22 protein-coding genes and 1 pseudogene are annotated in these 26,898 nt (G+C 67.1%); 12 read left to right on the forward strand and 11 right to left on the reverse strand.

Going from position 1 to position 26,898, the window contains the following annotated elements; translation table 11 throughout:
* Positions 1–97 precede the first annotated feature (97 nt).
* Positions 98–1,237: an acyl-CoA dehydrogenase family protein gene (locus ACFW3F_RS05945; protein ID WP_388055268.1), complete on the forward strand. Its 1,140-nt coding sequence runs from the start codon at positions 98–100 to the stop codon at positions 1,235–1,237.
* On the opposite strand, the gene ACFW3F_RS05950 is transcribed toward ACFW3F_RS05945, so the two are convergent.
* Complete coding sequence (locus tag ACFW3F_RS05950; RefSeq protein ID WP_388055270.1) at positions 1,201–1,980, reverse strand: hemerythrin domain-containing protein; 780 nt, start codon at positions 1,978–1,980, stop codon at positions 1,201–1,203. The two genes, ACFW3F_RS05945 and ACFW3F_RS05950, sit on opposite strands and share 37 nt — an antisense overlap.
* A 175-nt stretch (positions 1,981–2,155) precedes the next feature.
* Between ACFW3F_RS05950 and ACFW3F_RS05955 the strand changes: the two genes are divergently transcribed.
* A complete protein-coding gene (locus ACFW3F_RS05955; RefSeq protein WP_388055272.1) occupies positions 2,156–2,737 on the forward strand; it encodes a phosphatase PAP2 family protein in 582 nt (193 codons plus the stop codon).
* 119 nt (positions 2,738–2,856) lie between these two features.
* On the opposite strand, the pseudogene ACFW3F_RS05960 reads toward ACFW3F_RS05955, so the two are convergent.
* A pseudogene (locus tag ACFW3F_RS05960) lies at positions 2,857–3,650 on the reverse strand (HNH endonuclease); the annotation flags it as partial.
* Positions 3,651–3,936: 286 nt separating this feature from the next.
* On the opposite strand from ACFW3F_RS05960, the gene ACFW3F_RS05965 reads away from it, so the two are divergent.
* From ACFW3F_RS05965 to ACFW3F_RS05980, 4 genes are all read left to right on the forward strand, one after another.
* Positions 3,937–6,489: a PQQ-binding-like beta-propeller repeat protein gene (locus ACFW3F_RS05965; protein WP_388055274.1), complete on the forward strand. Its 2,553-nt coding sequence runs from the start codon at positions 3,937–3,939 to the stop codon at positions 6,487–6,489.
* A gap of 83 nt (positions 6,490–6,572) precedes the next feature.
* Positions 6,573–7,823, forward strand: a complete 1,251-nt coding sequence (locus tag ACFW3F_RS05970) for an acyl-CoA dehydrogenase family protein (RefSeq protein WP_388055332.1) — start codon at positions 6,573–6,575, stop codon at positions 7,821–7,823.
* A gap of 13 nt (positions 7,824–7,836) precedes the next feature.
* Positions 7,837–8,907 carry a phosphotransferase family protein gene (locus ACFW3F_RS05975; RefSeq protein WP_388055276.1) on the forward strand — a complete coding sequence of 357 codons (1,071 nt, stop codon included), beginning with the start codon at positions 7,837–7,839 and terminating at the stop codon, positions 8,905–8,907.
* 23 nt (positions 8,908–8,930) lie between these two features.
* Positions 8,931–10,466, forward strand: coding sequence for an APC family permease (locus tag ACFW3F_RS05980; protein WP_388055277.1), 1,536 nt, complete (start codon positions 8,931–8,933; stop codon positions 10,464–10,466).
* Here the strand turns inward: ACFW3F_RS05980 and ACFW3F_RS05985 are convergent.
* The gene (locus ACFW3F_RS05985) at positions 10,463–10,711 is read right to left on the reverse strand and encodes a DUF2530 domain-containing protein (protein ID WP_388055279.1); all 249 of its coding nucleotides are present in this window, start codon (positions 10,709–10,711) and stop codon (positions 10,463–10,465) included. The two genes, ACFW3F_RS05980 and ACFW3F_RS05985, sit on opposite strands and share 4 nt — an antisense overlap.
* Positions 10,712–10,735: 24 nt before the next feature.
* Here ACFW3F_RS05985 and ACFW3F_RS05990 point away from each other — a divergent pair, with 24 nt between their 5' ends.
* The gene (locus ACFW3F_RS05990) at positions 10,736–12,304 is read left to right on the forward strand and encodes an NCS2 family permease (protein ID WP_388055281.1); all 1,569 of its coding nucleotides are present in this window, start codon (positions 10,736–10,738) and stop codon (positions 12,302–12,304) included.
* Positions 12,305–12,412: 108 nt separating this feature from the next.
* Positions 12,413–12,877 (forward strand): MarR family winged helix-turn-helix transcriptional regulator, encoded by a 465-nt coding sequence (locus tag ACFW3F_RS05995; RefSeq protein WP_388055283.1) that lies wholly within the window; start codon positions 12,413–12,415, stop codon positions 12,875–12,877.
* 169 nt (positions 12,878–13,046) lie between these two features.
* Here the strand turns inward: ACFW3F_RS05995 and ACFW3F_RS06000 are convergent, their stop codons facing one another.
* Positions 13,047–14,270, reverse strand: coding sequence for a GNAT family N-acetyltransferase (locus ACFW3F_RS06000; RefSeq protein ID WP_388055334.1), 1,224 nt, complete (start codon positions 14,268–14,270; stop codon positions 13,047–13,049).
* Positions 14,271–14,350: 80 nt separating this feature from the next.
* Here ACFW3F_RS06000 and ACFW3F_RS06005 point away from each other — a divergent pair, with 80 nt between their 5' ends.
* Both ACFW3F_RS06005 and ACFW3F_RS06010 read left to right on the forward strand, forming a co-directional pair.
* Complete coding sequence (locus tag ACFW3F_RS06005) at positions 14,351–15,205, forward strand: TrmH family RNA methyltransferase (RefSeq protein WP_388055285.1); 855 nt, start codon at positions 14,351–14,353, stop codon at positions 15,203–15,205.
* Positions 15,202–15,504, forward strand: coding sequence for a DUF2537 domain-containing protein (locus ACFW3F_RS06010; protein ID WP_388055287.1), 303 nt, complete (start codon positions 15,202–15,204; stop codon positions 15,502–15,504). The genes ACFW3F_RS06005 and ACFW3F_RS06010 overlap by 4 nt, the downstream gene beginning before the upstream one ends.
* Positions 15,505–15,522: 18 nt before the next feature.
* Here ACFW3F_RS06010 and ACFW3F_RS06015 read toward each other — a convergent pair whose 3' ends face one another.
* From ACFW3F_RS06015 to ACFW3F_RS06040, 6 genes are all read right to left on the reverse strand, one after another.
* Positions 15,523–16,290, reverse strand: a complete 768-nt coding sequence (locus tag ACFW3F_RS06015) for a DUF6928 family protein (RefSeq protein WP_388055289.1) — start codon at positions 16,288–16,290, stop codon at positions 15,523–15,525.
* A complete protein-coding gene (sepH, locus tag ACFW3F_RS06020) occupies positions 16,291–17,256 on the reverse strand; it encodes a septation protein SepH (RefSeq protein ID WP_388055291.1) in 966 nt (321 codons plus the stop codon).
* Between the two features lie 232 nt (positions 17,257–17,488).
* The gene (gene serC, locus ACFW3F_RS06025; protein WP_388055293.1) at positions 17,489–18,634 is read right to left on the reverse strand and encodes a phosphoserine transaminase; all 1,146 of its coding nucleotides are present in this window, start codon (positions 18,632–18,634) and stop codon (positions 17,489–17,491) included.
* 1,516 nt (positions 18,635–20,150) lie between these two features.
* Complete coding sequence (locus tag ACFW3F_RS06030) at positions 20,151–22,535, reverse strand: hypothetical protein (RefSeq protein WP_388055295.1); 2,385 nt, start codon at positions 22,533–22,535, stop codon at positions 20,151–20,153.
* Complete coding sequence (locus tag ACFW3F_RS06035; RefSeq protein WP_388055297.1) at positions 22,532–22,855, reverse strand: invasin; 324 nt, start codon at positions 22,853–22,855, stop codon at positions 22,532–22,534. The genes ACFW3F_RS06030 and ACFW3F_RS06035 overlap by 4 nt, the downstream gene beginning before the upstream one ends.
* A 121-nt stretch (positions 22,856–22,976) precedes the next feature.
* On the reverse strand, positions 22,977–24,104 hold the full coding sequence (locus ACFW3F_RS06040; protein ID WP_388055299.1) for a citrate synthase 2: 1,128 nt from the start codon (positions 24,102–24,104) through the stop codon (positions 22,977–22,979).
* A 167-nt stretch (positions 24,105–24,271) separates the two neighbouring features.
* Between ACFW3F_RS06040 and pdxH the strand changes: the two genes are divergently transcribed.
* Positions 24,272–24,967 (forward strand): pyridoxamine 5'-phosphate oxidase, encoded by a 696-nt coding sequence (gene pdxH / locus ACFW3F_RS06045; protein ID WP_388055336.1) that lies wholly within the window; start codon positions 24,272–24,274, stop codon positions 24,965–24,967.
* Between the two features lie 24 nt (positions 24,968–24,991).
* On the opposite strand, the gene ACFW3F_RS06050 is transcribed toward pdxH, so the two are convergent.
* Positions 24,992–25,450: a hypothetical protein gene (locus tag ACFW3F_RS06050; protein WP_388055301.1), complete on the reverse strand. Its 459-nt coding sequence runs from the start codon at positions 25,448–25,450 to the stop codon at positions 24,992–24,994.
* A gap of 159 nt (positions 25,451–25,609) precedes the next feature.
* Between ACFW3F_RS06050 and ACFW3F_RS06055 the strand changes: the two genes are divergently transcribed.
* Positions 25,610–26,878 (forward strand): MFS transporter, encoded by a 1,269-nt coding sequence (locus ACFW3F_RS06055; RefSeq protein WP_388055303.1) that lies wholly within the window; start codon positions 25,610–25,612, stop codon positions 26,876–26,878.
* Positions 26,879–26,898: the final 20 nt, after the last annotated feature.

Consider the following 26,898-nt stretch of genomic DNA (forward strand, 5'->3'; position numbering starts at 1 on the left):
TCCTTTCGCTCGTTCCGGCCCGTCGCTGTACGGGACGCTCCCTGAATAGTACTGTGTGAAGGACTTGAGTACTATTTTCGTTACCTGGAGGTCTGGAATGCCGGTCGATCGTCTGCTCCCCAACGACGAGGCGCGCGACCTGATCGCGCTCGTCCGCGACATCGCCGACAAGCGCATGGCGCCCATCGTCGACCAGCACGAGAAGGACCGTCAGTATCCCGATGGGCTGTTCGCCGAACTGGGTGAAGCGGGCCTTCTCGGCCTGCCGTATCCGACGGAGTGGGACGGTGGAGGCCAGCCGTACGAGGTCTACCTCCAGGTGCTCGAGGAACTCGGCGCACGCTGGGCCGCGGTCGCCGTCGCGGTGAGCGTCCACGGCCTCGCCTGCCATCCGCTGTTCAACTTCGGTACCGACGAGCAGAAGCAGCAGTGGCTGCCGGACCTGTTGAACGGCAAGTTGATCGGTGCCTACAGCCTGAGCGAACCCCAGGCCGGGTCTGACGCCGCGGCGCTCGCATGTCGCGCGGTGCCCACCGACGGCGGCTATTCGATGACCGGTTCGAAGGCATGGATCACGCACGGCGGTATCGCCGATGTGTACAACGTCTTCGCCCGCACGGGTGAGGGTTCCAAGGGCGTGTCCTGCTTCTTCGTCGCGCGGGACACCGACGGGCTCACCTTCGGCAAACCCGAGGACAAGATGGGTCTGCATGCGGTCCCGACGACGGGCGCCTCCTACGACGGCGCGCTCATCGAGGAGGGTCGCCGGCTGGGGTCGGAGGGGCAGGGACTGCAGATCGCCTTCTCCGCTCTCGATTCGGGGCGTCTGGGCATCGCGGCGGTGGCCACCGGCCTGGCGCAGGCCGCACTCGACGCCGCTGTCGACTACGCGCAGGAACGAGCCGCGTTCGGTCGCAAGATCATCGATCACCAGGGCCTGTCCTTCGTGCTGGCCGACATGGCCGCCGCGGTCGATTCGGCCCGCGCGACGTACCTCGACGCCGCTCGCCGTCGTGACGCCGGCATCGACTACACGCGGGCCGCCGCGACCGCCAAGCTCATCGCCACCGACGCCGCGATGAAGGTCACGACCGACGCGGTGCAGGTGTTCGGTGGGTACGGTTACACCCGCGACTTCCCGGTCGAGCGATACATGCGCGAGGCCAAGATCACCCAGATCTTCGAGGGCACCAACCAGATTCAGCGACTGGTCATCGGACGTTCGCTGGCGCGGTGAGCGCCGGGAGGTCGATGGTCAGCGCGGGTTGTATAGTAGAACGCCCGGCCGTCGAGCCGACGGAACCTCGGTCCGCCGAGTCTGATCATCAATCGTAGAGGCGCGGGGAGACGCGCGTACACCGCGTCACGGTCGGGTCCCTGCAGGCCCTTCGCCATCAGGGGGCATGTCCGCAGGGTCTCGGCCAGGCCGGCCCGTTTGGCCATCTTCTCCTCGAAGGCGTTCCAATCCTGCAGTGTCATCCGGCGCTGCACGATCGCGATCGCGTCGGTCTCCTCGTGGGCGAGATGCCGGCCGAGGACCTCCTCGGCGCGTCGCAACGCGTCCGCGAGTGCGGTACGCGTCGCGGCGTCGGCGTGGTCGGTCATTCGAGCGAAACCGGCCGCACACTCCTCGAGTAGCGGATCGATCTCGTCGTGCTCGGCCTCCATGGCCTCGAGAACCGCTTGTTCGGTGCTGTCGCACCGCTCGAGGAGCAGCGGCCACAGTTCGAGGTCCTCGCCGGTGTGATGATGGTGCAGCGCATGCCCGAACATCGTCCATCGTTGGGCGAGCGCACGCCACGTCCCTGCGTCGTCGATGGGGGTGACCGGCACGGAGGCGGCGAAGTCGGCGAGATCGCGCCGGAAGCCGTGGTGCAGGACGTACATCATGAACGGGTCGATCGGTCCGTCCGGGGCGGCGGCCTGGCCGGGGAGCATGAGTTGGATCGGGTGAGCGGTGCGGGCGGGGTGGGTGGTCATCGTCGGTGTCCTCGATGTCTCAGGTGTCGGGGGTCGGGCTGGATCGATGACAACTGTCGGCGGTGACGCTTGTGACGTACTTGAGGGCGGCTTGGGTCACGCGCGATTCGGGCCTGTGTTCCGTGGCGCGTGTCCGTCGAACGGACGATTGATGGCCCCCGGATAGGGTGGCGGAATGTTCATCTCTCCGACGACGATCGACGAGAACATTCTGAACTGGGTCGTCGAGAACCGCTCGGAGCCGTGGATCTCCATCGCCGAGGTGTTGACGGTCCTCGGCAACACCGTGACGATGGTGGCGCTGACCTGTGCGGTCGTCATCGCGCTCGCCGTCACCCGGCATCGGGTGGACGCTGTCTTCGTCGGCGTCGGAGTGCTTTTCGGCTATGCGCTCATGCAAGCGCTCAAGTACTCGTTCGCGCGGGATCGGCCGCCTGTCGAAGACCGCCTGCTCAACATCGACACCTTCTCCTACCCCTCCGGGCACGCGATGATGACGATGGTCGTGTTCGGGCTGTTCGCCGTCGCGGCGTATCGCTGCTCGCCCTGGGTCCGGGCGCATCGCTGGATCCTGGTGATCGCTCCCGTGCTGTCGATCCTCGTGGGCCTCACCCGGATACAACTCGCGGTGCACTGGGCGACCGACGTGGTCTCGGGATGGTTGTTCGGCGCGATCTGGGTCTTGTTCTGTACCTGGATACTTCACCGATACGACGCACGGCGTGGTGCCGACGGCTTCGCCGCGGTTCGACACTAGGTCACGCTCCGCGGTACCTACTGCGGAACATGAGTCGGCGGCACTACGGAGTTGTCAAAGATCAGATGCGATCCCGAGGGGCATCGGGTGCGGAAGGTGCTGCGCGAAGTGTGTTGTGGTCAGGCGGCGTTGTCGAGTCGCATGGTGCGTCGGTTGTAGGCCGGTAGGGGTCGGCGCCGTGGGTCGATGGTGGCGGGCGGGACGAGCCAGGGGTGTCGGTCGAAACCCATCACGACCTCCCACCCGTGATGGTGCACCTGGGTATGTGACGGCGGTGCTCCGCATTTGATGCAACACCTGTCGCGGACGATCGCCGCTGTGCGCAGATGCGCCGGGAAGAGTCGGTGGGTGTGCCCCATCTGTAGTGGTACGCCTTCGCCGTCGAGGACGATCTCGGTGAAGGTCGCGTCGCACGATAGTTGTTGCGCGGTTGCCTGGCTGACCGATCCGGTCCACGGCAGGCTTGCTGGGTCGGTGCCGGTGGCGGGGATGGTCAGCAGGAGTTGCGTGCGTGGGCAGGAGCGTTCGTCGAGCATGGTCAGGAACTTCTCGCCGACGGTTTGGGTGAGGTCGGCGCGGACCTCGACGCGTCCGTCGTCGGTGGCCTCGGCGAGGGTGTTGGCGATGGTGCGGGCGTGGGCGAGTAGTTGCGTCGGCGTGGCGCCGGACAGTGCTTGGCAGCGGAGTTCGATCTCGTGCGCGCATGTCCTACTCGGAAAGTGCTTCGGAACACCGTTTCTCGATGTGGTTCATTCCTCGGATGATGGCGTCGACGACTTCCGCGGACAGGCGTCCGTCCGGCGGCATGCCGGGCCAGTGCGGGCAGCGCGGGTAGATTGTCGACGCTTCGCATGACGCGGAGGGCCGCTGCGGGGGCGTGGCCCATCTCGATCAGCATGTTCTTGGTAGCGGAGATCCGCGAAAATGTCGACTGTGCAGGAGATTTCGTCGACTGTGCGTCGACTTCTGTTGACTGTGCATTCGTCGTCGACAGTCGTGAACTCCAGCCACACCCGTTGCAGATTTCGCTCGAGAAGGGGGGTGGGTCTGCGTCGTGACATTCCAGCGAATCGGCGGAAGGTTGCCGGCGAAGGGGTCGCGGCCACGACGAGAATCCTCCAGGTGGGGGACAGCCGGGGGTTGCGTATCTGGGCTTAACTGGACGGATGTCGAATCCGGGCCCACCCGAGGATGATCCGATGATGCCCGGGTCGCCCGATGAATCGCCGACGACGATCGAACCTGCGCGCCCGACGGTGGTCCCCGGGGTGTCGCTCGACAAGAACCCGGCGCCGGATCCCTTTGCAGCCACACAGGCGGGCCCCACACCTCACCGCCCGCCGCCGCTCCAGCAGCCACCGAGCGGCTACCCGCCGCCTGGTTACCCGCCGCCCGGGTATCCCCAGACCGGGTACCCGGCGGCCGGGTATCCGCAGCCCGGTTATCCCCAGTTTGGATTTCCACCGCCCCAGCGTCGGTCCAATCGGGTCGCGTACCTCGTCACGGGCATCGCGCTGGTCTGTGTGCTCGCGCTGGTGGTCGGGGGAGTCGTGTGGTGGAAGTCGTCGGCGTCGGGCGGCGGGTCCGCCGCCGAGCCGGACCTCGTCGCAGGCCAACTCACCGGCTCGTACCCGACCGTGCCGAGTCCCGCCTGGAGCATTGGTGTTGGTGAGTTGGGCGGCACGGGGTACGTGTCCGGGCTGCCGCTCGAAGCGACATACATGACGCAGGGTGCGGTACATGACAGCCGGACGCTGGTGACGCTCGTGAATGCCGGTGCATCAGCGGACGGTCCGGCACTACGACTGGTCGGTGTCGACGCCGAGTCCGGTCAGAAGTGGTCGTTCGTCGAACCGGTGTCGGGGTGCTCGGATTCCATCGTGGACAGCACCTTCGCCTGCCTCGGCAGAGGCGTCGTGTACTTCATCGACACCCGGACCGGACGAGAAATCGGACGGGCCCCGGCTCCGCCGCAGGCCTTCGGGATCGCGTTCAACGGGGAGGCGGCGTTCGTCCGCGATTTCAGTGGTGCCGAGCAGCGCCAGGTCGTGATTCACAAAGTGACACCACGTGGCACGGAGTGGCAGCGCACGGTCGATTTGCCGGAGGCCTTGCCGAGCGGCGACGCCTCGCAGTTCATCGCCACCGACGACCTCGTCGCGACTGCCGACGGTGTGGTCGCCGTCATCTCGTCCGACGATGGACGGGAGCTCTTCACCAGCCCAGGACGGACCGGAATGGTGCCACGCCCGGACGGATCGGTGTTCGTGGTGACGGGCAGCGTTTCCAACGGCACCCCGACGAACGGTCCTGTCGTGCAGGTCCGGCCAGACGGCACGACCAGCGATTTCGCCGGCATGAGCGTTGAATCGGCGGCTGTCACGACTCCAGCGCAGAGTGGGCGTGTGGTCATCGACGGTACGTACACCGACGTGGCGGACGGCACCCGGATCTGGACGTCGACGGATATTCCTGCTCAGACCCGGCCGACCGTCGTCCTGGCCGACGACCGCGAGGTCGTGTGGACGACGCACGACGCCGTCACGGCTGTCGACGTCACCTCGGGTCGGATTCTGTGGACGAATCCGACCGGGTCGGTCTACGGTTCGACCGGCCACGCTGTCACCGACGGCGAGCGACTCGTCACCCCGACGACCGACGGCGGTGTGACGGCCCTCGATCTCGTCGGCGGCACGCCGGTGTGGTCGCTGCCGGCGAATGCGATCGGCAACGTCCCGGCTGCGGGCGCCACCGAGCCGCGTCCGGCGCTCACATTCGCAGTCGGCGAACGCCTGATCACCATGACCGCCACCACGATCACCGGGTTCGCGCCCACCGGTCCGTCGGCCATCGTCCCGGGAACGACCCGCGGTGGCTACACCGCGGATGATGGCGGCGACGGCGGGACCGAGTACGTCACGCCGTGCGGGGCGCCGCCGGTCTTCACGCCGCAGTCGTTCCGGACGTCTGCGGGCGGGCTGGGCGTCACCATGAAGGTGACCGCGAAGTGCCCCGGTGGCGACGTGCTGTACGGGCCGCAGACCCGGATCACCATCACCGACGGCAACGGGATCGTCGCGTCGGGCAACTTCGACTTCCAGCGCTCACCGGTCGCGGTGCCGTCGCTCGACGGCGCGGGCCAGGCACTGACGATGGAACTCACCTATCCGCCCGGGAGCTTCTTCCGGCTGCCGGACACTCTCGGTGCGCAGGGGAGTGCCACGCCGGATGACGCCGGCCGGTACGTCGTCGACTGCGACAAGGGTCCGACCTCCGGTTCCGCGCCGAAGCTCGCGGCACCGCAAACGGGGACCACGGCGTCGTCGACCGCCACCGGTCCCTCGTTCCCGGCCGGTGCCGACGTGACCGCGAGCAGCGTCAGCGCCCTGCGACTGCAGGCCGACGCAGACCGTGCGTTCATCCTGGCGAATCTCGACAACCGGTGGGTCGCGCAGCTCAGCTCCAAGCAACCGGGCCTCGTCGCCGAGGGACGCACCTGGACCGATCAGGCGATCCTCGACGAGTTTCTGGCACTCCGGCTGCGGTTCAACGACGTTCGGCTTCTCTGGAGTGACGAGTGGCCGGTGTTCTCCTACCGCGGCTGGTGGGTGACGGTTGCCGCGGCGACCTTCCCGGGTCCGGCGGAGGCCAACAACTGGTGTCGCGCTCAGGGATTCGGTCCCGACAACTGCTTCGCGAAACTGGTGAGCACGACGGCCGGTCCGGAGCGGACCACCCTGTACTGGAAGTGATGCGTCGGGAGGTGGTCGGGGGCGAGCGCGCCGGTTTGCACGGAACGATGACGAGTAATCGGTTCATCGCGATACGGTCGGGTATGGATTTCTCCCCGTCAGCGCGGTCGGCCGAACTCACCGAACGCGTGCGCAACTTCGTGACCACCGAGATCGAGCCGGTCGAGCCCGAGATCCATCGGGACATCAAGGCCCGCCGCGAGGGGGACGGCGATCCGTGGACGCCGTCGCCGATCATCGCCGACCTGCAGAACAAGGCCCGTTCGCAGGGGCTGTGGAACCTCTTCCTGCCGGCTGAGCACGCCGGTCGCTATGCCGCGGACTTCGGCACCGACGGTGGAGCCGGACTGTCCAACGCCGATTACGCGCCGATCGCAGAGGCGATGGGTTCGTCGGGGCTGGCGCCGGTCATCTTCAACTGCAACGCACCCGACACCGGCAACATGGAGGTGCTGCTGCGCTACGGCACCGAGGAGCAGCGCAAGCAGTGGCTCGAGCCGCTGCTGACCGCCGAGATCCGCAGTGCCTTCTGCATGACCGAACCCGCCGTCGCGTCGTCGGACGCCACCAACATGGCCGCGACAGCCGTGCTCGACGGGGACGACGTCGTCATCAACGGGACCAAGTGGTTCTCCACCGGCGTGGGCCATCCCGACTGCAAGGTCCTCATCTTCATGGGTGTCACCGATGCCGAGGCCGACCGGAAGTCGCGCCACACCATGGTGCTGATCCCGATCGACGCTCCCGGTGTCACCGTCGACCGCATGCTCACGACCATGGGCTACTTCGACGAACCGTTCGGCCACGGCGAGGTCAGCTTCGACAATGTGCGCGTCCCGGCGTCGAACATCCTGCTCGGGCCCGGCCGGGCATTCGAGATCGCGCAGGGAAGGCTCGGCCCGGGGCGGGTGCACCACTGCATGCGCGCGATCGGGCTGGCCGAGAAATCGCTGGAACTCGGAGTGCGTCGCGCACTCTCGCGGGAGGCCTTCGGCAAGCAACTCGCCCGCCTCGGCGGCAACAGTGAGCGGATCGCCGACGCCCGTATCGCGATCAACCGGTCACGGCTCCTCGTCCACCATGCCGCCTGGCTGCTGGACCAGGGCATGTCCCGGGAGGCGGTCTCGGCGGTCAGCGAGATCAAGGTCGAGGTGCCCAACATGGCCCTCGGCGTCATCGACCTCGCGATCCAGCTGCACGGCGGCGCCGGGATGACTGATGACTTCCCGCTGGCGCAGGCCTGGGTGGGCGCACGATCGCTCCGTCTGGCTGACGGCCCGGATGAGGTGCACCGCAACGTCGTTGCGCGCATCGAGTTCGGTCAGTACCGCTGATCGGGGGACGAGAATGACCGACGAAGTCGCGGGTGCCGGCGAGGTCCGCACCGAAGATGCATTCGACGTCGAGGCGATGGCAAAGTGGCTCGAGGCGAATGCCTCGGACCCGGCCGGTCTCGACGCCATCCCGGAGGTCCGCCAATTCGGTGGCGGCGCATCGAATCTCACGTTCCTGCTGCGTTATCCGACCAGGGATCTGATCCTGCGCCGGGCGCCGCGGGGAACCAAGGCGCGAGGCGCGCACGACATGGCACGCGAATACCGGATTCAGTCCGAACTCGCGACCGCGATCCGCTACATCGCGCCCATGATCGCGTTCTGCGACGACGAATCCGTCCTCGGCGCAGACTTCTATGTGATGGGTCGCATCGACGGCGTCATCCCGCGCACCGAATGGCCCGCCGACGTCCCGCTCGACGCCGAGCAGGCGCGCCGGCTCTGCCTGAACTTCATCGACACCCTGGTCGAGGTCCACTCGGTCGATCCGAGCAACACCGGACTGGCCGACCTCGGCAAGGGGCGGGGCTACGTACGCCGCCAGGTCGAGGGATGGACCGCACGTTTCCGCAACGCACACACCGACGATGTCCCCGACTTCGAGTCCACGATGGTCTGGCTGGCCGAGAACCAGCCCGAGGATGTCGCGAACTGCGTCATCCACAACGACTTCAAGCTCGACAACGTCGTCCTCGCCCACGACGATCCCACCCGCGTCATCGGCATCCTGGACTGGGAGATGGCAACCCTGGGTGACCCGCTCATGGACGTCGCGGGGTCGATGGCCTACTGGATCCAGGCCGACGACCCGGACGCCATGCAACTCATGCGGCGCGTCCCGACGCACCTGCCCGGCATGCTCAGTCGCGCCGAGTTCGTCGAGAAGTACTGCGAGCGGATGGGATTCGACATGACTCCCGAACAGTGGCGCTGGTACGAGGTGTTCGGACTCTTTCGGGCAGGTGCCATCGCCCAGCAGATCTACTACCGCTACTACCACGGTCAGACCACCAACAAGGCCTTCGAACGCCTCGGGTATGCGGTCGGGATCATCGCGCAACGGCTGGACGACCTGCTCGTGTAACCGCTCGACGAAAGGGCCTGCCCATGGCCGAGGACGTTGTCACCCCGTCGAGCGCCGGCAGTGACTCTCCCCCCGACGAAATCCGCACCGGCGGTTATCGTCCGGAGTTACGGCGAACACTCGGGGGCTTCGCGGTGTTCGCGATCTCCTTCGCGTTCATCTCGGTCGCGGTGGGGATCTTCGCCACCTACGACACCGTGCTCACCACGGCGGGGCCGGTCGGGATCTGGCTGTGGATCGTCGCGGCGATCGGGCAGACCCTGGTCGCCCTGGTCGTCGCCCAGTTCGCCGCCCGGATCGCGCTCAGCGGATCGTCGTATCAGTGGGCGTCGAGGCTGGCGAACCCGAAGGTCGGCTGGCTATTCGGCTGGCTGAGCTTCTGGTATCTGGCCATCGCCGTTGTCGCCATGGACAATGCGCTGGCCAGCCAGGCGCTCATGCCGTTGGCGGGGATGGCCGAGGACGAGACGGTCGCCCGTGTGCTCACCCTCGTCGTACTCGTCCTCCAAGCCGTGCTGGTGATCGCCTCGACCCGGTTGCTCGGCATCTTCACGTCCGGAGCCGTCGCGGTCGAGTTGGCGATCGTGGCGATCCTGGTGGTCGCGCTCGCGGCCGTGATGGTGTTCACCGGTAGCGGTCACCTCGACAATCTGGGGTCCGCAGGGGTCGCGGCCGGTGCGCCGGACTACTGGGCCATCGGCGGCGGCGTGATGGCCGCGATGGTCATGGGACTCACCACCCTGGTGGGTTTCGATTCCGCGGCGAACCTCGCCGAGGAGGCCAGGGACCCGTTCCGCAGCGTGCCGAGGGCGATCGTCGGTTCGGTGGTCGCCGCCGCGGTGGTCGGCCTGGTGTTCCTCATCGTGCTGACCACCGCGATCGAGGATGTTCCGGCGGTGACCGCGGACGGTTCGCCGGTCGCCGCTGTCATCCGCGAACAGCTCGGACCGGTCGCCGAGCGAGTCCTGCTGGCCTGCATCACTTTCGCGATGTTCGGTGCGGGCATGGTGGTGATGGCCGCCTGCGCCCGCCAGGTGTTCGCCATGGCCCGTGATCGGCGCTTTCCGGCACATCGGCTCATGCGGAGGGTCAATCCCCGCACCCAGACCCCGGTTCCGGCGACCCTGCTGATCCTCGCGGTCGGAGTGGTGTTGATGGTCGCGCTGCCCGGCGCTGCGCTGATCGAGTTGATCATCGCCTCGACGATCCTGCCCGCCCTGATCTACGGCGGCATCGTCGTGCTCTACCTGGTTGTCCGTAAGCGCCTGGAGCGCAAGACCGGAGGTTTCAGTCTCGGCCGGTTCGAACTACCCGTCGCGGTCGCCGCACTGATCTGGGTGGGGTTCGCATTGTTCGTGCTCGTCACGCCCGACGACGCCGAGGTGCCGACCCTCATCGTGCTGGGTCTGATCGCGGCCGGTGGCCTCTACTTCGTGACCATGATGTTCGGGCCCGGGCGCGTCCTGGAGCACGAACCCGGCGTCGACGAGTTCGCCGAACCGAGCGGGGCCGAACCGAACAGGTCCGAACCGAACAGGTCCGAACCGGGCAGGGACTAGTCGAGTCCCTCCTGGGCGCCCCGGTCACCGCGTCGGACACCGGCGCGCTGAACGAGGACGATCGTCGTCCCGAGCAGCCCGACCGCCAGGCCCACCAGGCAGATCTGCAAGGTGCGGTCGCCGCCGAGATCGGTGACGGCGACGACGATGGTCGCCACCACCCAGGCGACCATCCCGACCACGATCACCGGTTCCGGCGCTCGCAGCGCGCGGGGTAGTTCGGGGATCTCAGGTGTCGTGGACATGGACAACAGGGTAGCTTTCGGGAGGTGCCACACGATGAGCCCCGCGAGTCCCGCGATCTGAGGCCCTCCGACACTCCGAGTGATGCTGACACGTCGAGCACCTCGCACACCCAACCCGACTTCCCCGCGACCACACCGGGACCGGACTCCGCCGTTCCCCATGGTCCGCTCGACCGGTTCTTCAAGATCTCCCAACGCGGTTCGACGATCAACCGCGAGTTCCGCGGTGGCCTGGTCACGTTCTTCACGATGGCCTACATCGTGGTGCTCAACCCGATCATCATCGGCGGGATCCCGGGCGGCGACAAGAACACCGACGTCCTGGGCAACGTCCTCCCGCTGGCGCAGGTCGCCGCGGTCACCGCACTCGTCGCGGGTGTGATGTCGATCCTGTTCGGCCTCGTCGCCAACTACCCGTTCGCGATCGCCGCGGGCCTCGGTATCAACAGTCTGCTGGCGGTGTCCATCGCACCTCAGGTCACCTGGCCCGAGGCGATGGGTCTGGTGGTCGTCGACGGCATCATCATCGTGCTGCTCGCCGTGACCGGATTCCGCACCGCGGTGTTCAACGCGGTCCCAGCCGAACTGAAGGCCGCGATCGCGGCCGGCATCGGTCTGTTCATCGCCTTCATCGGTTTCGTCGACGCCGGATTCGTCAAGCGCATCCCCGATGCCGCAGGTACCACCGTCCCGGTGCAGTTGGGCAGCGACAACTCGATCTCGACGATCCCCACCCTCGTCTTCGCTGTCGGGGTGCTGCTGATGGGTGTCCTGGTGGTGCGCCGGGTCCCCGGCGGTCTGCTGATCGGAATCGCCGTCACGACCGTGCTGTCGATCGTGTTGGAGCAGATCTTCGACTACGGGTCGAGCGTCGACAATCCCTCGGGCTGGGGCTTGAGCGTGCCCGACATCCCCAACGCCCTCGGCGGTCTGCCCGACCTCAGTCTGGTCGGCGACGTCGACCTGTTCGGCGCATTCACGCGTATCGGTGTGCTGGCGGCCTCGGTGCTGGTGTTCGCGCTGGTGCTCTCCAACTTCTTCGACGCGATGGGCACGATGACCGGTCTCGGCAAGGAAGCCGGACTGGCCGACGAGAAGGGCAATTTGCCCGGGATCGGGCGCGCGCTGGTGGTCGAGGGAACCGGCGCCATCGCCGGTGGTGCCGCCTCGGCGTCGTCGAACACCGTGTTCGTCGAGTCCGCGTCGGGTATCGCCGAAGGTGCGCGCACCGGCCTCGCCAATGTCGTGACCGGTGTGCTGTTCCTGGTGGCGATGTTCCTGACACCGCTCTACGAGGTGATCCCGCTCGAGGCGGTCGCTCCCGCGCTGGTGGTTGTCGGCGCGCTGATGATCGGCCAGCTCACGACCGTCGACTTCAAGCGGCTCGACTACGCGCTGCCGGCCTTCCTGACCGTGGTCACGATGCCTTTCACCTACTCGATCGCCAACGGGATCGGCATCGGCTTCATCAGCTGGGTCGTGATGGCGACCGCTGCGGGCAAGGCACGCACCGTGCACCCGCTGCTCTGGTTCGTCGCCGCGGTCTTCGTCGCCTACTTCGCGCGCGGACCCATCTCGGACCTCATCGGCTGACGGACCACCCGCGGCGGTCGTCCGGGTTTGTCCGTTTCGTGTCGTCCACCCGATGCAATTTCGTCGCGGACGGGTGGTGACGCCGTCTCACTGGCCTACCCTTTGTGAATGCATTCACCATATGGTGACGGAAGTCTGTCCGGCGACCTGTCCCTAGCCGTGGTGCGCCTCGCGCGCCGACTTCGGGGTCGGCGTGAGAACAAGCTGGTCTCGCTCACTCAACTGTCCGCCCTCAACACACTCCACCACGAAGGCCCGATGACGCCGGGCGCGCTCGCAGCGGCCGAACGGGTCCGGCCGCCGTCGATGACCCGGGTCATCGCCTCGCTGTCCGATCTGGGAATGATCAAGCGAGAGCCTCATCCGACCGACGGCCGTCAGGCCATCGTGACGTTGTCGCCCGAAGGCGTCGACGTCGTGATCGACGAACTCGCCGCCCGCAAGGCGTGGTTGAGCGACCGACTCGCGGAACTGTCCGTCGACGAGCGGCAGATCCTGGGCGAGGCCGTACAGATCGTCAACAAGATCCTCGGACAGGCCGACACCGACCTCCCACGCTCACGCGCGATCTGATCCCGCCCCACGGCTCCCTGAGGAGTCCCGGAGCTTGCGGAGGGACGTCTCCCCGCTCCCTGAGGAGTCCCGGAGCTTGCGGAGGGACGTCTCGAAGGGTCTGCCACACACCTCACCAGGACCCTTCGTGACGCTCGCAAGCTCGCTCCTCAGGGGGCGGGGGTGAGGGTCAGAAGAACGTTCCGGAGAACGGTGCCCGGTCGGTCATGAACGCGTGGTCGAGGGCGCGCAGCGTCGTCGGGGAGTCGACGTGTAGGCGTCCCGCCGCCGCGAAGGCCGACGGTCGGATCCCGCCCAGGTAGATGCTCGACAGCACCGAGATGTCCAACCGGACAGTGGGCGTCGCACCCGACTTCGCGGGCGCGACGATCGCCCCGCCCTCGCGCACCGAGATGTCGAAAACGCCTCCGTGCCCGCGGAATTCGTCGGTCACCTCGATCACGGCATCCAGATCTGCGGCGTAGTGGCGGGCGCCGAGTGCGGCCGGGACGTCGAGGATGCGCAGCCACATCGTGTCGGCGGTGCCGGTCACCGACACCGACCGCGGATTGACGAGCTTCTGCGGGAGCGGGTCGTCGGCCGGGATGGTCGCGGTGATCGAGGGGATCAGGTCGAGGTTGATCAGGACGCGCCACAGGTCGGTGTGGGCGTCGTCGGTGACCGCGAAGACCTCGTTGACCTCGCCGCGCACCGCGCCGGTCTCGTCCTTGTAGATGCGATAGCTCGCGTAGCCGTCGGCGTGCAGCAGATAGTGCAATCCGCTCGCCGACAGCGGTCGCTCCGACGCGCGGTCGGCCAGGATGGGATTCCACCAGGCTGGTGTGCGGGTGAGCGCGCCCGGGGTGGTGAGCGTCCAGCGTGCATGCAGGTCGGGGATCGCGGCAGCCACCGCATCGGCGTCGGCGTAGCGGACGGTCGCGTCGTCGGGCTGGGCGGCCCGCATCGACGCTCCCGGGGTCAGCGACACCGAGGTCGCGAAACAGGCCGGGCCGAAGCCGAAGCGCTCGTAGATGGTGCCCTCACTGGCGGTGAGGATCCCGAAGGTGTACTTCTCCGACTCCCACTGCTCGACGAGTTCGGTCAGCATCCGGCGGAGGATTCCGCGGCGCCGGTGGGTCGAGGCGACCGAGACCCACGACAAGCCGGCCGCATCGGATACGCCGCCACCGGGCAGCGACATCGACATCCGGTAGAACATCGCCACCCCGACCAGGGGCAGGGCGTCCAATCCGGTGTCGCGCACGAGTACGACGTCGTCGTCGGCGACCTTGCCGCGCAGATCGGCGACCTCGTCGTCGGGCAACGGATTGCGCATGGCGAATGCGCGGGCGTCGGTGGTGATGATGTCGGTCCAGTCCGCGTCGGTCGCGCGTGCGAGGGACAGACGTGACATCGGAGTCGAGTCGCTGGTCACGGCTTCCACAGTTTCACACCCGTGCGCTGCCGGTTTCCTCCGGGTGGCAGACTGTTGCGGTGCCCGGGCTCGCAGTGAACGTGATCGACATCGACGACCCGCACGACCCACGCGTCGACGACTTTCGTGACCTCAACTCCGTCGACCGCCGGCCCGACCTCCCGGTTCTGCCCGGCGGACGCCCCGGCCGCGGTCTCGTCATCGCCGAAGGTGTTCTCGTCGCCCAGCGGATGATCGCGTCGCGGTTCCAGACCCACGCATTCCTCGGTGTCGCCAAACGCCTCGACGAACTCGACGCCGATCTCCGGGAGCCATCACTGACCGGTGTGCCGTTCTTCCGTGCCACCGCCGAGGTGATGGCCGAGATCGTCGGCTTCCACCTCAACCGCGGTGTGCTCGCGGTGTCACGCCGACCGGCCGCTCTCGCGGTGCCCGAGATCCTCGAGAGCGCACGGACCGTCGCGATCCTCGAAGGCGTCAACGACCACGAGAACATCGGCTCGATCTTTCGCAACGCCGCCGGGCTGGGTGTCGATGCGGTGCTCTTCGGCCAAGGATGTGCCGACCCGCTGTATCGCCGCTGCGTGCGCGTGTCGATGGGTCACGCGCTGCTCGTACCGTTCGCGCGGTTCGACGATTGGCCCCGCGGCCTGGACCTGCTGCGCGAGCGTGATTTCCAGCTGGTCTCACTGACCCCCGACCCCGACGCCGTGACACTGGCCGAAGCGGTCACCGCCGAGAAGGTCGGCTTCCTCGTCGGCGCCGAGGGTCCCGGACTCACGGCTTCGGCGATGGCGGCCACCGATGTGAAGGCTCGCATCCCGATGAGCCGGGGCACCGACTCGCTGAACGTGGCCACCGCTGCGGCCGTTGCCTTCTACGAGCGCGCACGGTCGGGCACGATGGGAGCGTGACCGTCGAGCGCGAAGGTGTCGAACCGACGCCGTGGGCCCTGGGAATGATCGTCGGTGTCGCCTGCGCCTTGTTCGCAGCGTTCGTGCTGGTCGGGGTGTACCTGCTCATCGGCGAGATACTGCGGTTCCTCGGTATCGCCGCGGTGCTGGTCGTCGCAGGCGGACTCGGCTGGACCCTGTGGGAGTTCCGGACCCGGCCCGTGTGGCGATGGGTCGTGTGGGGGCTGTTGCTCGGCTTCCTCGCCGGCGTCGCGTCGTCGATCGCGCTGCTGGTGCTGGGGCGGCCCCTCGCTGCCTGAGGAGCGAGCCGGCGACCTTCAGAACCCGAAGTACTCGCGGATGCGGCCCCGCCTGCGGGTGTGCTGATCCGGCGATGCCGTCCGTTCCTGTGCGCGCGAAGCCGTTGCCGCCCGGTAGTTCTCGTAGTCGGCAGGAGTCGGTTCGTACTCGGCCGGGTGCAGGGCGAAGCAGGTGACGGTGATCCGCGCCGGATCGAGATCCGACTCCGCGAGCGGGTGGGTGTAGCGGAACCCGAGCCACTCACGATTCGACTCTTCGGCCAGGTGCGCGGGGTGGAAGGGCAGCGACATCGGTGCGGTGGGCACGCCCTCGGCGTGGCTCAACGGGTATTCGCCGCCCCAGAACGGTTTTTCGAACGTGAACGGCAGACCGTGGTCTTCGTGGATGGTCACCGGGTCGGCGGCGAAAGAGCGCCGGAGCGTCCCCGACTCCCACCGAGCGAACACGCCGAGCGAGGTGTCCGGCTCGGTGTAGAGGAGGGTCGTCGTCGCGCTGGGGCGGATGCGCTCGAGCGCGCGGGTCAGCGTCGACGGTGTCGTGGTCTCGAACAGCGAGCACGACACCACGGCCAGTGGGCCGTAGAAGCCCGCGTAGACATGGGTGTCGCGAGACGCGGCGGCGGTCGCGAGGTCGGTGTCGACGCGGGGGACCAGGACGCTGTCGCCGAAGACGGCGGTGGCCACCTGCTGGGCGTGCTGGGAGTCGTTGTGCCCCTCGGTGCGGAGGATCGAGACCGGATCGTCTGTGTCGACGAACCACACCGTGGCCGCGCGCGCCGAGGACACTCAGCTGTTCCCGTTGCTGCGCACGCCGAGCAGGACATCCTCCCACGCCGGGACAGCAGGTTTGCGAGGCTTCTTCCGCCGCGGGCGGTCGGCGCCGGCCGGCTGGGCGGGCGACGACGAGTCGGTGTCGGTGTCCGCGGCGTCGACGGTCGGCGCGGCCGAGGATTCGTCGGACGACGACCCCTCGGCTGTATCGGGGGCCCGCTCGACGTCGAATCCGAAGTCGAGCGGCACGGCGCCGTCGTCCTCGCCCCGCCGGTCGTGGCGGGCACGCTGCGCGCCGATGATCGAGTTGGCGTCGATCGTGACCTCTTCGCGTCCGTCCGGGGTCGTCTCGACGGCGACCTCGGGGGTGGCCACGGGGGTCAGCCGACGGCGCGGGGCGATGGTCTCGGGGTGGGTGAGTTCGTCGGCAAGGTCGTCGAGCGGGTCGACGCTGCCGCCGTGCGAACCCGGCTGGTAGCGCCAGTGGGCCAGGTTGTCGGTGCGCCCGACGCTCCACGCGACCTGGACCACCCAGTAGCCGTCGTCGCCCTTCCAGGCGTCCCAGTCGGCGTCGTTCGGGTTCTGGCCGTAGGCCACCAACCCCTCGGCGACCGACTCGACGAGCGTCGCGACGGCCGGACCGTCGTGGCGGATGGGATGCGCGGCGCCGGCGAGTTCGGTGGCGCGGCTGCGTTCGAGGAGGACCGGGTGGGCGAAGCGTTCGATCTTGTCGACACCCACCCCTGCTGCGGCCGCCACCTCGGCGACGGTTGCACCCGCTCGGATTCGTGCCTGGATCTCGCGTGGCCGCAATGAACTCTCCATCTCGATCTCGATCTGTCCCAGTCGTGAGATGTCGCCGCGGGCTGCGGCGCGGAGGCGTTCGTCGGAGGCGATCCGGAATTTCTCACCGGATTGCGGGTCTTGGCAGATGATCTTGGAGCCGTCGGATTCCACTTCGACGACGCGGAGCTCACGCATCTGCTCCTCCTCCGGTGGGTGCACGCATTGGGGTCACATTAACTCACCGATCTGCCGGTTCACTGTGGGACACGCGGCAAAACCGCAGTTCAGCACGCGTGGGGCTCAAGCGACGCCAGCGATCGTTGCGTCGGATGTGGTCTGTGGGAACCAGGCTACCGGTTCTCCGAAGCACCACCGGCGCGCCGCAACGGTCTGTGCGGCGCGCCGGTGAGGTGTGGTCGACGAGGAGTCAGAGGCGCTCGACGATGTAGTCGATGCACTGGGTGAGCTTGCTGACATCCTCGGGCTCGATGGCCGGGAACATGCCGATGCGCAGCTGGTTCCGGCCCAGCTTGCGGTACGGCTCGGTGTCGACGACCCCGTGCGCACGGAGGATCTTGGCGACGGCCGCGGCGTCGACGTCGTCGTTGAAATCGATCGTGCCGACGACCTGGCTGCGATTGGCGGCCTCGGTGACGAACGGCGTCGCGAACTGGCTGGCCTCAGCCCACTGGTAGAGGCGCGAGCTGGAATCGGCAGTCCGCGAGACGCACCAGTCCAGGCCGCCGTTGTTGTTCATCCACTCGATCTGATCGGCGAACAGCAGCAGCGATCCGACGGCCGGGGTGTTGTACGTCTGGTTCTTGCTGCTGTTGTCGACCGCAGTCGGCAGCGACAGGAACTCGGGGCACCAGCGGTCGGTCTCGGCGATCTCCGCGATCCGGGCGAGAGCGCGCGGGCTCATCAGCGCGACCCACAGTCCGCCGTCGGACGCGAAGCACTTCTGCGGTGCGAAGTAATAGACGTCGGCGTCGGCGATGTCCACGGGCAGGCCGCCCGCACCCGAGGTGGCGTCGATGGCGATGAGCGCGTCGTCAGAACCGGCGGGACGGACGACGGGGACCGCGACACCCGTCGACGTCTCGTTGTGGGCCCAGCCGATGAGGTCGACGCCGCCGAAGTCGTCCACGGTCAGCGCGGACGGATCGGGCGCGGTGCCGGGATCGGTCGTGATGACCGCGGGGGAGTCGAGGAACGGCGCCTTCTTCGCGACCGTCGCGAACTTCGACGAGAACTCGCCGTAGGTGAGGTGCAGCGAACGCTGCTTGATCAGGCCGAACGCCGCGGCATCCCAGAATGCGGTGGTGCCACCGTTGGAGATCACGACCTCGTAGCCCTCAGGCAGGGAGAACAGGTTCGACAGACCCTCGCGGATCGAACCCACGACGTTCTTCACCGGTGCCTGACGATGACTGGTGCCGAACACCGACGCGCCGGTGTCGACGAGGGACTGCAACTGTTCGGGGCGCACCTTCGACGGTCCGCAACCGAAGCGGCCGTCCGACGGCAGCAGGTCGGCGGGCAGGGTGATCGGGGCGGTGGCGGCTTCGCTCATGTCGGCAATTCTAGGGAGTGGCCCCCGCCACCTCGGGTTCGGTCCCTGCAAACCCGGTGACAGCGCCGTCTCCGGCGCCGGTGACCGCCGAGCGGGGAACAGTGGTTCGCCCGTCAGGCGGGTCCCGCGGCGTGGAGGGCGCCGGGAATCGGACAGGTCGTAGCGGGACGAACACTCACGTCCTTCGCGACGACCCGCCCGTGTACGTGCTGCGGCGGACCGTGGTTGACCACAAGTCCGGTTTGCGTCGACGGGAACGGGTCATCCGATGGTGACGCCACCCGGTCTGGTACGGGTATCCTTGCGCTGCCGTGGAATTCGCGAGACTGTGGATGAGTCAGCGGTCAGGCGGACGGACTGGCGGTCGACGATCCTGTCCAGGTGGGCGTGTCACGGTGAGACTCAGCCTGTTGCTACCGACCAAGCTGTGCTTGGCACTGGGCTGTCCGCTCCTTGTTTCCAACGGTTCTGTTCGGCCAGATGGTCCCGCGCCTGGACGTACGCCGAGATGTCTTCTGCGACCTAGACGCGCGAAGGATTTGCATCGACCCAGCGGTGGGATACTGCACCGTCGTACGGCAATCCAACTCTCGCGTCGTCATGGAGGGCCAAGCCCCAGACCGTAGGGACTGGAAACCGTCTGGCTGCTGTCCGGTCAGGACTCGGGCCACGCGGGTGATTGGGGCAGAGTCGGGAACCCTTTTTCGCCGAACAGTTTCGGCACCAACTCCGCAGGGGATCCGTCAGGCGCGAAAGGGCTCTGGCCGGAGTACGCCGGAATCTGATCGAGCACCCCGGCTGCCCATCGAGTACAGGGTCGCTCGTTGAAGGGCGGTTGCGGAGGGGGGCGGATGCCCCATGGCACCGCGTCGAACTTCCATGGATAGAAAACATCAAACTGCGGCGCTCGTGTTCCTGCTCCCGGTGCCGCCGTTCGCGGAGTATCCGATCGCGGATCCAGCGCGTTCGGCGGGAGTTTGGCTGTGAAGCTGAACTCGTATGCACTCAGATAGGCGCTTTCTGGTTCTCCCGTGCGCACCTCAGCTCGACCGCTGCGCAGGTAGCAACCCCGTGCAGATAGCTCACGTTCTGAAGCTTGAATCTCTGCGATATGGGCGTACATCGTTCCGAAGAGGGCCGGGAACGAGCCCTCAGGCCGCTTCGGTGCGAAAAGGCAGCCGACCCTGTTCTCCACACTGGGCTCCGGGGCTGCTGCGACCGCGCCAGGATAGGCGGCCTGTCTCCCGTATACCGACAATTGGCAGGATTCGACGTACGCACGTGCAAGCTCGGCCGGCCTGCTGTGAAGATCGATTCCCTCGGCGGCCGACCAGACGACGTTGTATGGACCCGCGGTCTTGGAGGGGTAGCGGTAATCCTGCGGTGCGACGGTGGATGATGCCGACTGTGAGCTGATAGCGGGTGATTGTCCGGCCGGGACATCCGAGGTTGCACAACCGGTCCCGGCAAACCCCATGATGATGAGTATGGCGGCAGTGCCGCGTCGTGTTCTCATCTAGTCCGAACCGTTCAGGATCATGTCGTCATAATTGTCGGGGTCGGTGGGATCGAAGTTCATTCGTCCCTGTTGGTTGCCGGTGCTGGTACCGGCACGCAACGATTCCACCAACTGTGGGTTATCTAACGCGCCTTCCATCGCGCTCAGGAGCTCACCTTGGTCTCCCTTGTGCTCTGAGAGGATGTCTGCGAGCGGCTTGAGTTGCCCGTCCGCGCTGTACCATTCGCCGGGTGCACCGGCGTCTGGTGCCGCGTCGACCCCCCGAAGGGCGCCGTAAACGAGGCGAATCTCGTCTTCGGCTGCCGTGCCACCGGACCCAACACCGGTAGGAGGACGGAATTCTATGTCGCCTGCAGATTCTGCGGGCAGGAGCCAGGGCGATGCCGCCGTGCCGGCGGCTCCTACAGCAATCACAGCCGGATGAGGGACACCGGTCAATCCAGCGGATGCGGAAGTGACTATGTTCCGAATCTTTGTGTCCGCAGCGTTTTCAGCTTCCGTTCGGCCGTGCTCGTCAAGCTGGAGGTCGTACTCGGCTCCATAGAGCCCGGACTGCCCTAAGGCGCGGAGACTCGCGCTTAGCTCAGCCAATGATCGCGCTTGGTGCGGTTCTGTGGACGCCAGTTCGCCTGCGATTGTGCCGTTTCGAATTGTCTGGTCGAGAATGTCGCGATAAAGGTCTGCGCCCGCCCCTGTGCCGTCGGGATTCTCATCAGTCGCCGCGCCGTAGGTGTTATCGCTCGCGATAAGGGTGAAGAGGCGCGCTGCACGGCGCTGCATCTCGTCGGGCGCAACTTCGGGATCGAATCCTGGGTGGCCATGGACGCCTGACTCGCCGCCCGCAAGGATGTTGAGATATGGCAGGGATGCCTCTCGGAGGGCACCCGCCAGATGCGGATTGATTTTTCCGATTGCATCTCCAGCGGTGTTCGCGTTCATCAAGTTTGAGAAGTTGTTGGAGTCGGCCGTAGATGTGGTGAAATCGAATAGTCCGCTGAATGCCCGGTCCGCTAGGGCAACTCTGGTCGGGTCACCGCTACCGCCACTGTCCCTGATCCAATCGATGAGACCACCCGCAGCGTCACCGCCGTCGTCCCAATCGTGCTTGAGGGCGTGCCCGACCATGTCGTCCCTGTTGTAGTCAGCGAGCTCCTCGCCGCTGGAGTACTCACCAGTGAGGATGGCGGCCGACGCCTCGTGGTTTCTGGTGCCCACGTCCATAAAGGTTCGGATCGTTTCCTCGTAGGTACGTGTGAGTGTCTCGTGGCCGTCGTGTGGTCCGCCGTAGTTGGTCTCGGGTGCAATCAAACCGCTGTCATCGGCGCTCCGGCTTGCACCTCCGGCAGCTTTACGGATGAGCTCGGTACCGAATCTCTCTCCCGGCGACACGTTTCCGGAGTTTGCGAGGAGACCGGCGAGTGGAACATCGAAGTTTCGGATGCGCGCTCCGTCATTGGAGTTGTGGTTACTCGCCCAGTCCTGCACCCAACCGGGCAGGTACTGATACCCGGAATTGGCGCCGACGTTCTCGTTCGACAGCGTGACGAGACCTTGGCCGAGCGCCTTGGACCAGGAGTCCCCGGCGGGGGTGTGCATCCCGTCGAACTTGGATTTCAGGTCGAACAGTCCGTCGGACCCGACCGAACCGTAGAACGTGTGCAGGTACTCCTGGACACCACGCGGGACGTCGTCCAGCTTCTCGCCGTTCATCAGCCGCGCGATCTGCTCGTCGCTCAGGCCCGCCGCTCTCAGGCTGCGCCCGACCGCAGCAGCCTCTTCGTTGGTCCAGCCATCGGCGGCCAGCTGGCCGTGGCGGCGCCCGTCCTGCGCGCTGAGGGTGAGTGCCGGCGGTGCGATGGTGTTCAGGTTTCCGACTGCGGTCTGGATCAGAGCGGCGTGATCGGAGGCTGTGGTGGAGAGCTCGTCAGCTTTCCCTTTCACGAAGCTGGTCATCTCACGTTCCTTGTCGGCGATCTGACCAGGAGTCAGCTCGTCGTCCTCCTTCGGGATGTACCGCATCTTCCACGACGGATCAGACTCGCTGACCAGGAGGAAGCGCTGCATCGAGGCGCCGAGGAGAGCGCCGTTGACCGCGGTCTTCGACGAGTCGATTGCCGCAGCGGCGTTGTTGAGCGCTGTCTGAAGGTCGTCGACCTTGGCCGCTACCTTCTTGGCCCACCCGTTCTGGTCACTCGCCCGCGCATTGGCCGCCGACCGGGCGCCGCCGGCCCACGACGTGTTGGGCACCTGGTCGACCGTTCGCTCGGCGGCCTCGGAGTTCTCTCGAATGGCATTCGCCAGGCCCGTCAGCTTGGCCTCGGCCAGCTCCCAGGGCCGCCACGAGTCCATGATCACCTTGGTCAGGGGCGGGTGCCCGCTCATCGGGGTGGCTCGTTCTCGGGGAGAGCGGAAAGGGTACGGAACTTGGTCGCGTTCTCGTCGTCGGCGTCGACTGCGATCGTGCGCGCTGCGCGCACGGCAGAGGCGAACGTCTCCCACTGCCCGGATACGGCTGTCTGCGCCTGCGTCAGTTTCGCTGTGGCGTCGGCACCCGCGCCGACGAGAGGTGAGTTCGGCATCGCCGTGTTGATGGTGGCGGTGACGTCTGGCCTAGACGCGGACTCGATGAAGTAGCCCATGCCCTCGAGCGCACCTGCGACGCCGTCCATGGCACCTGGATTGACGACAAAATCCCCGCTCATCGTTCCCCCGACAGTCGTTGTGAGCACGTGACTTGGGGAACACATTACGTTGCGGGCGGTGAACCGACGAGCGGGTGTCCACAAGCGATCTGTCCTGGCTGGACCTTGTGTGGGGCAGGACCTACAGCCCCGGCTTCACGACGTCACCCCAGCCTTCGACGTCCTCGGGGCGACGGGGGCTCGGGCCGGTGTAGATCGCGGCTGGGCGCACGAGCTTGCCGAGGCGCTTCTGCTCGAGGATGTGCGCACACCAGCCGGCGGTCCGGCCGCAGGTGAACATCGCCGGCATCATGTGCGTCGGTACCTCGGCGAAGTCGAGAATGACCGCGGCCCAGAACTCCACGTTGGTCTCGATGGCGCGGTCGGGGCGTCGTTCCCGGAGTTCGGTGAGCGCGGCCTGCTCGAGCGCGGCGGCGACCTCGAAGCGCGGTACGCCCAATTCCTGTGCGGTGCGTCGGAGCACGCGGGCGCGCGGGTCCTCCGCGCGGTACACGCGGTGCCCGAAGCCCATCAGCTTCTCCTTGCGGTCGAGGACCCCCTTCACGAGTCCGCGTGCGTCGCCGGTGTTCTCGACCTCTTCGATCATCGGCAGCACGCGTGCGGGGGCGCCGCCGTGCAGGGGGCCGGACATGGCGCCGATCGCGCCGGACAGGGAGGCCGCGACATCGGCTCCGGTGGAGGCGATGACCCGCGCGGTGAACGTCGATGCGTTCATGCCGTGCTCGGCGGCGCTCACCCAGTAGGCGTCGATCGCGGCGATGTGTCGGGGATCGGGGTCGCCCTTCCAGCGCGTCATGAAACGTGCTGTGACCGTGTCGCATTCGTCGATCACGTGCTGGGGGACCGCGGGCTGGTGGATACCGCGCGCCGACTGCGCCACATACGACAGTGCCATCACCGACGCCCGGGCGAGATTCTCGCGGGCCGTCTCGTCGTCGATGTCGAGGAGCGGCTGATAGCCCCAGATCGGGGCGAGCATGGCGAGTGCGGCCTGCACGTCGACGCGCACGTCGCCGGTGTGGATCGGCAAGGGGAACGGTTCGGCCGGCGGGAGGCCGTCACCGAATTTGCCGTCGACCAGGAGGGCCCACACATCGGCGAAGGTCACCTTGTTCTCGACCAAGTCCTCGATGTCGACGCCGCGGTACCGGAGGTTGCCGCCGTTCTTGTCCGGTTCGGCGATGTCGGTGGTGAAGGCCACCACACCCTCGAGCCCGGCGACGAAATCCTCAGGAACAGTGTTGGCCATGGCAAACCACCTCACTCGACGTCTGTGTCGTGCATCCACGAGGATGCGATCCACGAGGAACTGTAGATCAGCACGACGCCCCGCGTGTACCCCGGAGTAACGAGCGAGGTCGGAGTAGCGTCAGCACGGTGTTGGACGAGTCGCGTGACCCCATCGACCTGCCGAACATGCGTGTCGGATACGGCGGCGGTATTCCACCCAACATCGGCGAGGGCGACCGTGCCGCAGGTGCCGACGGAATCCGCGAGAATCTCGATCCGAGTTGGCTGCGTGGCGACCCGCCGTGGCTGGATCTGTTCCACGTGTGGTTGCGCGAAGCGCTCGACGCCCGGATCGCCGAACCGAACGCGATGGTCCTCGGGACCGCCGACGCCGAGGGCAGACCGTCGACCCGGACGGTGCTGTGCAAGGGTGCCGACGCCGCCGGCGTCGTCTTCTTCACCGGGTACGACTCGGACAAAGGCCGACACCTCGCCGTCAATCCCTATGCGTCGGTGACGTTCCCGTGGATCGCGCTCGAACGTCAGGTGCATTTCCGCGGTCCCGTCGACCACGTGAGTGCCGAAGAGACGCAGGCGTATTGGGAGTTGCGACCCCGCGGGTCGCAACTGTCGGCCGCGGCGTCGGAGCAGTCACGACCCATCGGCAGCCGCGTCGAACTCGAGCAGAAGGCGGCCGGACTCGCCGATCGTCTCGGTGGCGTCGACGCCGGTGTCGACGTGCCCGTCCCGCCCAGCTGGGGCGGATACCGGATCACCCCCGTCGAGGTCGAATTCTGGCAGGGTCGGGCCAATCGCCTGCACAACCGCGTCCGGCTGACACACGTCGACCACACCTGGCACGTCGAACGGCTGCAGCCGTGAGTGGCGACGCCGCCCAGGGGCCCGTCAGCGGTAGTCGATGCGGTTCGGATCGAATGTGGTGATACCGCACTGCGCCTGGGCGAGGATCGGCGCCCGATAGACGTGATGGTGGACGCGCACGCCGTTGACCCAGATGGTGCAACGGGCGTAGCCGCCCCACGACGTGATGTTCGCGGCCGTCTGTTGCCGCTTCTGGTGCGAGGTGAAGGTGGTCGTGGTCGACCACAGCCCGGTCTTCGGGTTGTAGTTCCGAAGATTCATACCCACGCGAGGGGCGCGAGGCGACATCCGATGGTGGCCGTCGACCCACCAGTACCCGTAGGTGCTCTGCTGATCCGAGGCGACCTGAACGGTGATCCGGTCACCGGCGGTCGGGTACCGAGGGCTGGCCTGCGCCGTCCCCGGGATCGCAAGTCCCAACACGACGGCCATCGCGACCGCCACCGCGACCGCCACCATCGTCATCCGGCGTCGAACACCCATCTGCGTCCCCTTCTCGAAGCCCCGACCAAGGTGCGAGCGCGCCTCGGGCGGAAATGACCATAGCCGACGACGGCGACCCCTCCGGCGGCACTCTCCACAGGTGACCAGTGCCGGTGCCTGCGCGGCGGAACGGCGGCGGGCAGTCCTAACATCGTCGAAATGGCCCGTCTTCTCGCCGACACCGCGCCGTTGCGGAACCAGTACTTCCGGCGGTTGTGGCTGGCGAACATCGTCACCGTGATCGGCGCGCAGCTGAGCGTCGTGGCGGTGCCGGCCCAGATCTACGAGGTCACGGGTAGTTCGGCATACGTCGGACTGACCGGTGTGTTCGGCCTGGTCCCGCTCGTCGTCTTCGGGCTGTGGGGCGGGGCGCTGGCCGACGTCGTCGACCGACGGACCCTGCTGATCATCACGACCATCGGCCTCATCGTCTGCAGCGCCTTGTTCTGGGCGCAGGCCGCGATGGGAGGACAGAACGTCTGGATCGTGTTGGTGCTTTTCGCTGTTCAGCAGGCGTTCTTCGCCGTGAACCAGCCCACGCGGACCGCGGTGCTACCACGGCTGCTCGATACCAAGGACCTGCCCGCCGCGCTGTCGTTGAACATGACGGTCATGCAGGCGGGCGCGATCGCCGGGCCGCTCGTCGGTGGCTCGCTGATCCCGGTGCTCGGCTACTCGCTGCTGTACTTCGTGGACACGCTGTTCCTGGTGCCGACGCTCATCGCCGTCATCATGTTGCCGTCCCTGCGGCCGGAGAGCGACGCCGCACCGAAGGTGGCGGGACTGCGCTCGGTCCTCGACGGCCTCCGGTACCTGGCCGGGCACAAGATCCTCCTCGCGTCCTTCCTCGTCGACCTCATCGCCATGATCTTCGGTATGCCGCGGGCGCTGTTTCCACAGATGGCCCACGAGAACTTCGGTGGTCCCGAGGGTGGTGGTATTGCTTTCGCCTTGCTGTTCACGGCAATCGCCGCGGGAGCCGTCGTCGGCGGGATCTTCTCGGGTTGGGTGGCCCGTGTGCAGCGGCAGGGTCTCGCGGTCATCGTGTGCATCATCATCTGGGGTCTGGCGATCACCGGGACCGGGATCGCGGTGTCGTTCGCCGACGGGGCGGCCATGCCGATGCTCGTCGTCGCGGTTGTGCTGCTGATGATCGGTGGTGCGGCGGACATGGCGTCGGCGGCGTTCCGGCAGACGATCCTGCTGGCCGCCGCGACCGATGAGGTACGCGGCCGGTTGCAGGGAGTGTTCATCGTGGTGGTCGCCGGCGGCCCGCGAATCGCGGATGTCGCGCATGGCGCCGCAGCCGCCTCGATCGGTGTCGCCGCCGCCACCGCGTTCGGCGGCATCGCGGTCGTGATCGCGACTGTCGTGGCCGCCCTGATGATCCCGGCGTTCGTGCACTACCGCGCCGGTCAGCGCACCTGAGCGCGGCATCTGCCGATCAG

It is taken from the genome of Gordonia sp. NPDC058843 (assembly GCF_042743165.1).
Classification (GTDB): Bacteria; Actinomycetota; Actinomycetes; order Mycobacteriales; family Mycobacteriaceae; genus Gordonia.

Excerpts from the sequence above, each read along its gene's own strand:
- pdxH (WP_388055336.1), top strand. The coding sequence starts at position 24,272 with ATGCGTGTCGGATACGGCGGCGGTATTCCACCCAACATCGGCGAGGGC.
- ACFW3F_RS05975 (WP_388055276.1), top strand. The coding sequence starts at position 7,837 with ATGACCGACGAAGTCGCGGGTGCCGGCGAGGTCCGCACCGAAGATGCA.
- ACFW3F_RS06030 (WP_388055295.1), bottom strand. The coding sequence starts at position 22,535 with ATGAGCGGGCACCCGCCCCTGACCAAGGTGATCATGGACTCGTGGCGG.
- ACFW3F_RS06035 (WP_388055297.1), bottom strand. The coding sequence starts at position 22,855 with ATGAGCGGGGATTTTGTCGTCAATCCAGGTGCCATGGACGGCGTCGCA.
- ACFW3F_RS05965 (WP_388055274.1), top strand. The coding sequence starts at position 3,937 with ATGATGCCCGGGTCGCCCGATGAATCGCCGACGACGATCGAACCTGCG.
- sepH (WP_388055291.1), bottom strand. The coding sequence starts at position 17,256 with ATGCGTGAGCTCCGCGTCGTCGAAGTGGAATCCGACGGCTCCAAGATC.
- ACFW3F_RS06050 (WP_388055301.1), bottom strand. The coding sequence starts at position 25,450 with ATGGGTGTTCGACGCCGGATGACGATGGTGGCGGTCGCGGTGGCGGTC.
- ACFW3F_RS06040 (WP_388055299.1), bottom strand. The coding sequence starts at position 24,104 with ATGGCCAACACTGTTCCTGAGGATTTCGTCGCCGGGCTCGAGGGTGTG.
- ACFW3F_RS05980 (WP_388055277.1), top strand. The coding sequence starts at position 8,931 with ATGGCCGAGGACGTTGTCACCCCGTCGAGCGCCGGCAGTGACTCTCCC.
- ACFW3F_RS06055 (WP_388055303.1), top strand. The coding sequence starts at position 25,610 with ATGGCCCGTCTTCTCGCCGACACCGCGCCGTTGCGGAACCAGTACTTC.
- ACFW3F_RS05995 (WP_388055283.1), top strand. The coding sequence starts at position 12,413 with ATGCATTCACCATATGGTGACGGAAGTCTGTCCGGCGACCTGTCCCTA.
- ACFW3F_RS06000 (WP_388055334.1), bottom strand. The coding sequence starts at position 14,270 with ATGTCACGTCTGTCCCTCGCACGCGCGACCGACGCGGACTGGACCGAC.
- ACFW3F_RS05970 (WP_388055332.1), top strand. The coding sequence starts at position 6,573 with ATGGATTTCTCCCCGTCAGCGCGGTCGGCCGAACTCACCGAACGCGTG.
- serC (WP_388055293.1), bottom strand. The coding sequence starts at position 18,634 with ATGAGCGAAGCCGCCACCGCCCCGATCACCCTGCCCGCCGACCTGCTG.
- ACFW3F_RS05955 (WP_388055272.1), top strand. The coding sequence starts at position 2,156 with ATGTTCATCTCTCCGACGACGATCGACGAGAACATTCTGAACTGGGTC.
- ACFW3F_RS05985 (WP_388055279.1), bottom strand. The coding sequence starts at position 10,711 with ATGTCCACGACACCTGAGATCCCCGAACTACCCCGCGCGCTGCGAGCG.
- ACFW3F_RS05945 (WP_388055268.1), top strand. The coding sequence starts at position 98 with ATGCCGGTCGATCGTCTGCTCCCCAACGACGAGGCGCGCGACCTGATC.
- ACFW3F_RS05950 (WP_388055270.1), bottom strand. The coding sequence starts at position 1,980 with ATGACCACCCACCCCGCCCGCACCGCTCACCCGATCCAACTCATGCTC.